Origin of the sequence: Microcoleus sp. S1D4, from assembly GCF_036700765.1 — a bacterium.
Classification (GTDB): Bacteria; Cyanobacteriota; Cyanobacteriia; order Cyanobacteriales; family Microcoleaceae; genus Microcoleus.
Genome location: NZ_JAUBPP010000005.1, coordinates 262013 through 273051, shown reverse-complemented (window position 1 = coordinate 273051; position 11039 = coordinate 262013). Strand labels below are relative to the sequence as shown.

10 protein-coding genes and 3 pseudogenes are annotated in these 11039 nt (G+C 41.9%); 3 read left to right on the top strand and 10 right to left on the bottom strand.

Features of this window, described 5'->3' with window-relative positions; translation table 11 throughout:
• The 3 genes and pseudogenes from QT998_RS08255 to QT998_RS08245 all read right to left on the bottom strand — a co-directional run.
• Positions 1–108: pseudogene (locus QT998_RS08255) on the bottom strand (IS630 family transposase); the annotation flags it as partial.
• Positions 89–1640, bottom strand: a protein-coding gene (locus QT998_RS08250) for an IS5 family transposase (RefSeq protein ID WP_442921947.1) whose coding sequence is annotated in 2 segments (ribosomal slippage) — positions 89–1208 and positions 1207–1640 — 1554 coding nt in all. Because the reading frame shifts where the segments join, the coding sequence is not laid out codon by codon here. The pseudogene QT998_RS08255 and the gene QT998_RS08250, both read right to left, overlap by 20 nt.
• Positions 1641–1790: 150 nt before the next feature.
• Positions 1791–2132: pseudogene (locus tag QT998_RS08245) on the bottom strand (IS630 transposase-related protein).
• A 207-nt stretch (positions 2133–2339) separates the two neighbouring features.
• Between QT998_RS08245 and QT998_RS08240 the strand changes: the two are divergent.
• The 3 genes from QT998_RS08240 (at position 2340) to QT998_RS27430 (ending at position 3864) form a co-directional block, all read left to right on the top strand.
• Complete coding sequence (locus QT998_RS08240) at positions 2340–2942, top strand: hypothetical protein (protein ID WP_333093615.1); 603 nt, start codon at positions 2340–2342, stop codon at positions 2940–2942.
• A 79-nt stretch (positions 2943–3021) separates the two neighbouring features.
• On the top strand, positions 3022–3342 hold the full coding sequence (locus QT998_RS08235; RefSeq protein WP_333118939.1) for a hypothetical protein: 321 nt from the start codon (positions 3022–3024) through the stop codon (positions 3340–3342).
• Between the two features lie 288 nt (positions 3343–3630).
• On the top strand, positions 3631–3864 hold the full coding sequence (locus QT998_RS27430) for a transposase family protein (RefSeq protein ID WP_442921946.1): 234 nt from the start codon (positions 3631–3633) through the stop codon (positions 3862–3864).
• Positions 3865–5429: 1565 nt separating this feature from the next.
• Here the strand turns inward: QT998_RS27430 and QT998_RS08230 are convergent.
• The 7 genes and pseudogenes from QT998_RS08230 to QT998_RS08200 form a co-directional block, all read right to left on the bottom strand.
• Positions 5430–5924 carry a transposase gene (locus QT998_RS08230; RefSeq protein WP_333217971.1) on the bottom strand — a complete coding sequence of 165 codons (495 nt, stop codon included), beginning with the start codon at positions 5922–5924 and terminating at the stop codon, positions 5430–5432.
• A 19-nt stretch (positions 5925–5943) separates the two neighbouring features.
• A pseudogene (locus tag QT998_RS08225) lies at positions 5944–7172 on the bottom strand (ISAzo13 family transposase).
• Between the two features lie 825 nt (positions 7173–7997).
• Positions 7998–8198 carry a hypothetical protein gene (locus QT998_RS08220; RefSeq protein ID WP_333093037.1) on the bottom strand — a complete coding sequence of 67 codons (201 nt, stop codon included), beginning with the start codon at positions 8196–8198 and terminating at the stop codon, positions 7998–8000.
• 324 nt (positions 8199–8522) lie between these two features.
• Positions 8523–8780, bottom strand: coding sequence for an ABC transporter substrate-binding protein (locus QT998_RS08215; RefSeq protein WP_333118561.1), 258 nt, complete (start codon positions 8778–8780; stop codon positions 8523–8525).
• A 63-nt stretch (positions 8781–8843) separates the two neighbouring features.
• The gene (locus QT998_RS08210; RefSeq protein WP_333118560.1) at positions 8844–9347 is read right to left on the bottom strand and encodes a hypothetical protein; all 504 of its coding nucleotides are present in this window, start codon (positions 9345–9347) and stop codon (positions 8844–8846) included.
• Positions 9348–9380: 33 nt separating this feature from the next.
• The gene (locus QT998_RS08205) at positions 9381–9944 is read right to left on the bottom strand and encodes a protein kinase domain-containing protein (protein ID WP_333093034.1); all 564 of its coding nucleotides are present in this window, start codon (positions 9942–9944) and stop codon (positions 9381–9383) included.
• A 50-nt stretch (positions 9945–9994) separates the two neighbouring features.
• Complete coding sequence (locus QT998_RS08200; protein ID WP_333093033.1) at positions 9995–10288, bottom strand: protein kinase domain-containing protein; 294 nt, start codon at positions 10286–10288, stop codon at positions 9995–9997.
• Positions 10289–11039: the final 751 nt, after the last annotated feature.

Below are 11039 nucleotides of genomic sequence, written 5' to 3'. Positions count from 1 at the left end.
TTCCTCTTTTTGAAAGGCATACACAGAACCTTCAAATTCCTCAAATCCTGACTCATCAATGAATACAAGACTTTTGCTGCCATAAATTTTAATTAGGGCTTGCTGAATAATCGATCGCCAGCCAAGAACAGGTGCGATCGATATATTCAAGCTCGGTTAAAGATAAGTTTTTCTGTATCGAGTTACCCCAATAATAATTGGGGATTATCTCCAACCACAAAACAGGTGTTCTTTTTCTAAATAGATATAAAAACACACAAAAAACCCGGCACCACCAGGTAGAAAGATTCATTACCAAAAAAGTAATTGCAATAACTGTACTAGATGTATTATCAAGTTTAGCCATCACTCTATTCAGACCGAATCTTCGTTTGCCTTGTCCGAACTTGCCCTCAATTGCATTTCTAATCCTCTCATCTTCCAACGCTTGCCTCTTTTTTGATTTACTCACAGTTGCTGGAGGTCTTCCTAAAGGAGGCCCGCTAATTCTAATGCCTTTTTCTTTACACCACGCTCGGTTTTCCCGATTTCGGTAAATGCGATCTGCATGAACGGACTCTGGATAATATCCTGTGAACCTATGATATGCTTCTACTTGGGCTTTCAATTCCCCTGATTGGTTAAAATTATCCCAGCTCATCCGGTCTAAAAATACATATCCTTCAAAACAACTGGCTGATAGTTTGGCTCCAAACTCTACGCTTTTTCCGGCTTTTCCTCTGACTATGGGACGGATATGGGGTTGGCTTAAACTTACTATTCTATCCTCAATACTCTGTTTATTATTATCAAATAACCCTTGCTGTTGACGATAGACTTCTGTGATCACTAGCAAGGTTTTATATTGCTTTTTGCTCAGGCGTTCCAGAGTCGCACCTGACTCGATTAGCTGTTCAATATAAGCGAGGTTTCTTTTGATATATTGAAGTTGTTTTTTAATTGCCTGTCTTTTTTTGTGGCGGGATTGTCTTCTTTGTTTTGCTATTAATAAGTAATCTTTTCGGGCGAAATTACGGTAGGTTCTGGTTTTTTTATGAGTGTTTTCTTTGATTTGTTTATACAGGATGTCTATGATTTTTTCTGTATGAACTCTGGCTCTGTTTAATAGTCCTAAGTCGGTTGGATAAGTAATGTCGGCTGGGGCGCAGGTTGCATCTACGATCAACTGACGACGATTGGGTGACTCATTTTTGCCGTCCGAATCCTTTTTTCTTTCGGGTTTGACGCTCGGTGATTTCTCGCATTTTTGCGACCATGCGTTGGTTCACTTTATTAATTAGGTTGGGACTAATTCTTTGGCGAAAGTACACTAATAAAGATGGATCAAATGCGAGTTTATTACTGTATCTTGAATTATAGATAAAGTATTGTATATAGGAGTTTTCACGGATTTGTTCTACCGTTTCGCGATCGCTAATTCCCAGCTTTTCTTTAATAATTAACGCTCCCAATGCCATCCGAAAGGATTTGGCTGGTGCGCCCTTTTCTGTGGGGAAGTTTTCAGCATATTCTGATTCAAATTCTGACCACGGGATTAGTTCGCCCATTTTTACCCAACGGTTGTCAGCAGACAACCTTCCTCCGAAAGGCAGTTCAAACTCGGATGGGGGGCTGGAGGCAAGCTCAGCTTTTTTGTACATGATCGCAGGTGGTGATGCACGGGTTTTGACCTATTTTACCTGTTTATCTTGCACGCTTCTCTCGCTCGCGCGCTCGAAACCTTTCGCCACGCAATATGCGCTCGGTTATTCAGCAAGCCCTAATTAATTCTCTCAGATTTCTATAATATTTCATTCTTTCTTCTCTATTTCTTTCTTTATAGAGAAGTTCTTTTTTTTTGTAATTTTCAGTTTTTTTAAGGCATAGCAGATGGCACTAGGTCGAACGCCTGAAAGTTTTTGCTCTTTCTACTAATCTTGCTGAGCGGATTTTTTTCAACATCTTTTTTTAAGGGCTTCCCAATCTAACTTTCGTTGACGGTGGTTGACCTGAGTTGGTCGAAGGTCTTCCCTACCTAGCCATCTATAAATTGTTGCTCTTCCTACCTTAAATATGGCGGCAGCTTTCGTTATACTCCCTCCATTTTCCACATAATTGACTACTTTTTGTCTTAGGTCTAGACTGTAAGCCATTTTTTTCTAATTAACTATTTTTATCCATTTTATCCGGGGGGGGTGACAACCAGCCTGAAACCGAGAGGTGGTGAGGATTAAGCCAATGTGTGCTAAAAAAAGATAGGCAGCATAATTGTTACACGCTTGCCTATCAAAAAAATAATGATACCAACATTTTACCAGACTCATTAAAAAAAACAACTGACATCAGCTCAGTTTCTTGTAATGACAACTTTGCTATCTGTGATGCAATCAGAAAAACAAGTGAGACTAGAACGAGTGGCACGGGTATTTCCTTACCCAATTACAACGGAAAGTCGGCGTAGAAAACTACAAAGATTTCGGGATTTACCAAACTTAACTATCTCATTAATTTGGTTCCCCTTGATTACTTATTGGTTGACCACTTATTGCCCCATTGGTACTCGTTTATCAATCGCAATTGACCGCAGTCAATGGGGGCGCATTAATCTCTTTATGGTTAGCCTAATCTGGGAGCGAAGAGCAATTCCATTATACTGGTCGCTGTTGCCAAAATTAGGCAACAGTAACTTCGAGTTACAAACTACCAGTTTAGAGCAAGCTTTACCATTGTTTTCAGAATATAAAGTCATCGTTTTAGGAGACTGTGAATTTTGTTCTGTTGATTTGGGAAACTGGCTTAAGGAAAAGGGTGTGTCTTTTTGCTTAAGACTGAAAAAGAATCTTTGTATCGAAACAGAACATTTAGTTTGGCAACGGTTGGATGAATTAGGAATAGTACCCGGAACTTCTTTGTATGTTCAAGGGAAAAAAGTGAGAAAAACACGGGTCTCTAACCGGATTTGAGCTTGCTTGTAAGTGGAAAAGGAACTATGGGAAATATCAAGTTAAAGAAGCCTGGTTTATTCTCACGGACTTAGGCTCATTGCCAGCAGCTCTCAATGCTTATAAGCAGCGGATGGGTATTGAAGAAATGTTCCGAGACTGTAAAACAGGAGGCTACGATCTTGAAGGAATGAGCCTCAAAGGGAACAGACTTATTAACATGATTCTGCTCATGACACTTGCGTACACTTGGGCAATATTTCAAGGTACTGAACTGAAGAAAAAGCAGGTACTAGAATATGTATCTCGTCGCAAAAAAACCAAGAAGAAATATCGCAGACGGAGTACATTTGGTATTGGTATAGATGGAGAAAAGTGGGTTAATTATCTAGAAGAATATTCTTTGGAGGTGGAACAGTAAACGCAAGTTAACTCCTTCTAAACGCCGCTTTTATCAACAAGGTATGCGGGCTGTAATCCTTATACAGTCTATCTCGTAGACCTCTTTGTCACCCCCCCCCAGCCATTTTATCATGATCTTGCCTCTGTCTCACATTTATTTGAAATGACTATATATATAAGTAGTGCGCGCACTCGCTGGACTTGACGAAAGGGCAGGGTGGATTAATTCTCAACGCAATAATATATCATAGAAGAGGCAATCAGATATTACCATCGGGTAAAACTATCACTATAGCACAAAGAATTAATGAATTTATTAGAAGCGATTAAATTAGTTCCAGACCATCGAAAAAACCGAGGAATTAGACATCCACTCTGGCTTATGCTCACCATAATTTTGTTGGGTAGTTGCACGGGATATTGGGGGTATAAGCCCTTGGTAGAATTTACCAAAAATCATCGAAAAACCCTCATAAAATTATTGGCTCTCCCGCCGGATATTCGCTTTCGATCAGATTCAAGGTTTAGAAATATAATTTAAGCATTAGATTTTGAGATTTTAGCAGTTGTTTTTAATGTGTGGTGTAAACAAACATTGTCAATAGACGAAGGAGAATTGATGGCAATGGACGGAAAAGGCCTTAAAAGCACCTTGACAGGTGCAATACTTCGGACAGTTTTTTAACGGCCGTGTAAGCCTTACAGAGTAAGCCCTGCCATTTTTTACGCATTTTCTGAAACTTAGGGCTGAACTCAAACATTGAAAAAAGAGTCTAGTCTATAGCCCGCAAGGGTTTCGGAGACTCGACTAGATATAAAACTGTCCGAAGTATTGCAGGTGGTAACAGCTCTTACCACAACTTTGTCACTATGGTTTCCGTTTAGAGTCATCATCATGGATGGGTAGTGAGACATCAAGTTAGGGAAAACAAACTCCAAAGTGAAGTCGAAGTCGTACAGGATATCGTTCAAGAACTCTCCGGCAATAAAGTAGTAATTACCCTTGATGCACTACATTGTCAAAAAAAACGCTAGCGTTAATTATTAATTGTGGCAATGACTATATAGTTACGCTCAAAAAGAATCAATTAAATCTGTTTAAAGCGGCTAAGAAATTAGTCAGTTCTGCCGTGGCGACTGACGAATACGAAGTCTCTGAATGTGTACATGGGCGAACCACAACTCGCCACACCAAGATTTATCCAATTCCACCTCAATTATTACCCCTTTGGAGGAGTGCAAAACACATAATTGTGGTCAGGAGATAGGGAACCAGATGGGAGGGGAAAAAAGTCGTCGTCACCTGATTAATTTCGATGAAGTACACTATTATTTAAGTAGTCTGGATTGGTCTGCGAGTCAATTTGCCGAGGCTATTCGTGGGTACTGGTTAATTGAGGATCGACTGCATGGGGTTAAACATGTAACGTTAAACGAGGATAACGATATTCGTCGCGGTGGCAATGCACCTGCTAATTGGGCAAGGGTCAGGTAATTTTTAGTGTCATTGGCTCGAATGAAAGGTACTCATACTTTTTCTGAAGCTTTAAGATTAATGGCTAATCGAATAGAAGATTTGAGTGAGTTGCTTTTTGATTTATCTGGTCAAGATAAACCTGTTAACTGGAGTTTAGACTAAAAAACGATCGCATCTAAAAGTAGCTGCCTTTGAAGATCCGGCAAGCTGTTGCTCAAAAAGTCAAGAGAGAGAAGGTTAAATAGCCAATCTTGAAGACTTTTTGCGTCGAGAAACCGTTTTTTCACAGTGGGATAGCATGGTGCCTTGGTACGTACCTTTCCTTGTTCCCAGCCGGGGGATTTTCCCCTCTGCGCAAGGCATTTTTGCGGGAGTACCAATGTCAACTAAAACCGACAACATTGATTGGGCAACAGGTCCAGGAGTTAAATTGATACGCTTCAGATTGCCAAGGGAGTTGATTTTCCACCACTAAATCCCTAGCTAGCCAAAGTTGCCAACTCATCAATGGCATTAAATCACTCCACCGCTGGTGATTGTTCGGGAGTTCTCAAGTTAGGCAATGTCCAATGTAATCGTTGCGAATGCAAACCTATACCAATGATCAACTCTCTTTGCGTCGTAAATACTTAAACCAGACTGTTTCGCTTAGGGAGAGTTCGTTCTCCCACCCAAGCCAACCATAAGGGTGGAAACGGCTGACCGTTTGACATGGGATTCATCCTTTCGACAAGTATTAAATTGACTCTCTGTCCAGCGGCACGATAAAAATGTAAGTCAAGCCATTGCCTGACTCGGACTTGTCCCAACTTTGGGTGTTCGTCAATTTCAATCACAGCATCCGCTTGGAGCCATGTGCTTGGGTCAGAGAGCTTCATTCTTTGTCCATGTTTCCGTGGTCTGCCGCGACGACTATAGGCTGGTGGTGCTGACCACAAGCAGGCATTGCTTCGGACTCTCATTAAACAATCAGCTTGAATTTCCGATGGAGCTAATACCCAACTTGCATTGCCATATTCTCGGTCTAAGACTGCTAAGACTGGATTGATGCTCTGTTCACAAACAAATTTGAGTTGGGAAGCTGCTTGAAGTATCGCTGAAGACCCACTATTAGGGACTACCAAATAAAAAACTCGTCCAAAATCAAGCAGTACTGTAAACAATATCTATAAACCACTTACCGAGATTGGGGAGGCTATCCCCAACAGGTTGGGACAGACGCTGAATCTGAGTTTCAACTTCAGCCATTTCCCGAGTTGTGAGCTTAACCCCAGTTTGATAAGTCAAGGTCACGAGTTTGACTATCGGATGTTTACCCTTCCAAGTCATCGTTTCAGCCAAATGCAGCACGGTGGTAATATCATCAAGGATATTACCGTTCCAGTGGTTTTCCAACACTCCCTTTCGTCCGCTCAATAGGATTGTATTTACTGTGGTATGGCGGGTAGTAGGCTAAACGCAGATTCAACTGGTGCTTACTGACAAACTCCACAAGACGTTTCATCAATTGAGTTCGTCGGGAATGGTTCTCAGGTCCGTTGTCTTGATTGAGTAGTAAGGTGCGGATATGAGTAAAACGGTGACGGTTACTCTCCCACCACGATTCCAAAATATCAACGATGAAGTCGCTAGTCACCTTTGATGTGGTGAAATATAAAAACAACTCATCTAATTGGGGCAAAAAAATTCCATAGGGAGTCAACTTGGCTTTTGGGGCGAAGTCGTGATCACAGGCAAAAGTTGGCACCCGGTTCTTACCTCCTCTGGAGAAGAGACCAATTTTCACCGTGGCTTTGGCATCAAGTGAGAGTCGGAGAGTTGTCGGGTCATTATCAGCTTGCTGATTAACTTGACTCAACTGCTCAAATATGGCATCGGTTTCGGGAATTTTTTTTGAGGCTGAGTCTTCGCTACCTTGGCCGGGCGATATCCCAACTGATTCAACCGCTGACGGATGGTTTCGTTGCTGGGTAGTTCAGCTTCCTGGTAGTGCTTTTGTTCTACCAGTTGTTGCCTGACTTTGGCGGTACTCACTCGTGTATACAAACGAGTGCTTTTGAAGCTCGGGTCGGTCTGACTTTGACTATCCACGATGGCTTTGATGTCTTCACTTAGAGTCGGCAACTTGCTTTCCACTGGTTTTCGGCCCCTGGCAAAAGAAGGCATCGATACAACGAGAGCCCTGTTTCTAGCTCTCGTTGTCCTTTTCTGATGGTATCTCGACACCACCCCAGTTCTGTTTGAGCTTGGCGTTGACCTCCTGTGCCTAATTCTTGGACTATCTGGGGCATAAATCTTCGCCGCTGTGTACCTTTGAGCGTTTTCGCTGTTTGCCACAGACAAGCTTTGAGGGTTTCAGTTAGTTCTAGCACGTTGAGTTTTTTTTGTGCGTTAGCCTTACTTAATTCAGTTTACCCTCTCCGGGGACTGGAAGAGTTTATTTCTTGGATGTCCCTTAATTCGTTCATGTAGTAGGGGTAGGGTCCAACTTCCTTGAGATTCGGGTATCCACGCAAGGGTACTGTACCCTTGTCCAATAATTACGCCTCCCTGATATTCATGGGTTCTGTCTTTTAATGTTTTGGCATCTGGTCTCCGCCATGCAGTATGATCGATTGCAACTAATATGTGTTCCGTTGGGGGTGCTTCCTCCTGTAATTGCTCCAGATACAGCAACATCAGTTTTTTCCGGTCTGGCCTACAGTCTTGCAATGCCTCGTAGACGCTTGACCATTGACGATGGAATAATGGATTGAGCGAAAATTCCGCCAAACAAGCCGCATTCGGGCGTGGTCATCACTGCATCCATGAGCTCGAATGTTGCATAGGAGAGCTTTCACCAATAACTTGTATGCTGCTTGACGAAAGTCCTTTAATCGTTCACTGTTCATTTAAGGAGTGGAGGGGTTTATTTTTCACCCTCATTCTCTCCTGGCGCGGTGGCTCTAGTTCTTCTGAAAGCCACCGTTCTCATCTTTATTTAGTCTAAACTCCAGTTATAATAATCGACCAGAAATGATCTGACTAATGACAGATGACTACCCTTCGACTTCGCTCTTCGGGCAAGATGACTAATGAATTCTTGTTTATCAATTCAATCGCACTTTAAACCTGCCGCTGCGGCTGTGGGAAATTCGATCGGTACAAAGGTAAGGCTAAATTGTTTTTTAGCACAGGGTACAATATGCGCCAATGCTTTAGGAGAGTTTTTTCCGATTTCCAGTCTTCGACTCAAATTCAATTATACCCGTAGCTCCCTCGGCTTTAAAGTTAGGATCGGCCATAGTTTTTTGCATTCCTTCGCGGCTGGGTTCCGGCTGCATTTCTATAGCTTTAATCAGCGTTTTTGCTGCATCGTAGGTTAAGGCAGAGCGAGTATTTACCGGGCCTCTCCACAATTTTTGTGCGTTTACCGGAAATTTTTTATCAAAACTGATTAACGGATGCCAAAATACAGATACGCGGAGTTTTTTAACAGACTTTAGTTATGTTGCTAGTTTTAGCGTTCTCTGCTCGTACAGCGTCCAAGACCCGACAATCCAATTGCGATCGCCGTTAGCTTTAATCATCTCGATCGCATTTTCCAGCGAATTAGTGACTTGACCGTCGGGAACTACAAGTAAGGCGGTTTTGGGAAATTTTTCAACTTCTGCGATCGCAGCTTTGGTGTCTAAATTATCTTTAGATAAATCGTAATAATTACTGCTCCTAAAAGTCGTTCCTCATCGGGATTCAAATTGCTTTTTAAATTCTTCCCACAAAGAAGCGCTGAAGGGAATGTTGGGATTGTAAAAAGCGGCAACTCGTTTTTGCCCTACTTTCAATAGTTGATTTACCAAAGCTTCAGCTTCGATGCTAGTTGTCGGAGCCGTCCGAAAGAAATATTTTCGAGGTTTGCGCGTCAGTTCTTCTGTGGTGCTTCCCGGAGAAATTGCGACGAGTTTATTTCGATTGTAAATATCTACTGTTTCTACGGTCATGTCGCTGGTGTAGTGTCCGATGACTGCGAGAATATCTGGCTGAGCGACTAGGTAATTTGCCGTTTATTTGGCGTATGATTTGATATTTCCGTCATCAGCAATGATGACTTTTAGACTTTTTTTTATAATAGCTTGTGGTTGCAGAAAGCCTTGACCTGGAAAATCTCGATTGGTGTCAGTTGCAGGGAGGATACCTAAATTCACTTCGGTTTGAGCTTGAGCGATACCTCGCAGCAGTTCTTCTGCTAAGTTGGCGTTGAGAATGCTCCCATCTAGATTTCTGCGGATGGGCACAACGATCGCGATCGTGTAATATTCTGCATTGATAGCTTTTAGCAGAGCATTGTTGATGTAAATTAAAGTTTCGGGGTCTCTGCGGTCTTCTCGCCAGGACTGTTTGAGCAATTTTAAAGCTTCGGGGTAATTTGAGTCGGCAAATTCATTAATACCCCTTTGTTTTGACCACAGGGCGGAGGTTTGGACTAGGAGTTTTTCGCCAGAACTTACACCATCTGCTGGAAGCGTTTGTCGCGGCAAAATTTTGGGGATTAAAAGTACGATCGCCAATCCGATCGCAATTCCAGCAAAGCCTAACAGCGGCTAGGGAAAGCGCGATCGCTTTTGAGGAGCAATTTTGCGTACAGGCGGCGGTGCGATCGCATCCAAGTCTTCTAAAACCTCAGTAACAGATTGGTAGCGTTCAATAAAATGGAAACGCACCATCTTACTAACAATATTTTTTAGACTGTCGCTAACTTGTAAAATCTGTTTATTGTGCGTCGAGTAATCCCAGACAATTTCACAAGTTTGGGGGTCTTGCGGGAGATTCGTAGGAAGCTTACCGGTGAGGGCTTGAATCACAATGATTCCTAAAGCATAAATATCGTTATAAGGTTGCGGGACAGACCTCGGATTGTATTGTTCCGCCGGCATATAACCGATTGTACCGATCGCCTGCGATGTTAATATTTCACCCGTAGAGTTAGCCGTAAAGGTGCTGATTTCTTTAACAGCCCCAAAATCTATCAAAACAATTTTACCATCCTTGGAGCGCCGAATTAAGTTAGCCGGTGTAAGATCGCGGTGAATAATATTTGCTTGGTGTACAAAATTTAAAATTCTAGAATTTCTCGTAAAAAGGCGATCGTCTGTGATTCCGTCCACTGCTGACCTGCCGGCAAAAATTCCTGACTTAGGGGTGTTCCTTCAATATATTATTGAACTAGATAAAAATGTTTTTTTTCTTCAAAGCGATCGAACAATTTGGGAATGCGCGAGTGATTTCCGAGAGTCTGCAAAGCCCTAACTTCCCTTTGAAATCGCTCCCGGCATTTTTCCAATACCCGGAGTTCGTCGCATTCAGGAAAAGGAATTTCCTTAATCGCGCAGGGAGGATTTTCGGATTTTTTTATATCTTGAGCCTTGTAGGTTCTAGCAAATCCTCCCTGTCCTAATTGATCAATAATTCTGTAGCGTTCAGCCAGTATATCTCCGGGATTGAGACACATAAATTTTATAGTTCATCTTGGGCTTCGACCGTTGATGTTGATTATAATACAAAATCTGGGTTCACTACTTCATGGATGGGATTTAGCGGTTGCAACTTATCTCAAATATAAAAAATAATCCTAGATATTGGATAGTCCCCTAAATCGCCTTTGACAAGGGGGACTTAAAATTAAGTGTTGTTCCCCCTTTTTTGAAAGCTTGTCATTACCCACATCTCCTAAAAGCGCTCGCGTGACGCGCGATACCGCCAGGGAATAAATTCCCTGACTAATAGCTTAAGTCAGTTAAAACTGACTAATTTATTAGTGTGTTTAGTGATTTGTTAAGTGAATGCAAACTCGCTTCCCCTAGGTTGGAACAAAAGCAGGACTCTTAGGTAAATGAAAAGTTTAAAAACCGGGAAATTACCAGCTTTTGAATAGGTAATAGAAAGCAATAATTCGGGGAATTTCTGCCATTTGTAGCAAATATTTAGATAATTGATATCGTGTCCAATAAATTGACCTTTGTCGAATTGGTTCGCAAATTGGAGCGTATGCAAGTTCGCATTAACCTTGCTGATTGCGGTCAATCGACAGGATATGATATCAAATGCGGTAGCATTGGAATGATGTTGACTGTTGACTGTTGACTGTTGGCTGTTGACTGTTAACGGTTGACTGTTGGCTGTTGACTGTTGACTGTTGATTTACTATTCCGATGTTAACGGATTTGATATTCTTTTTAATAACGAGAATCTTCCAAATTCCT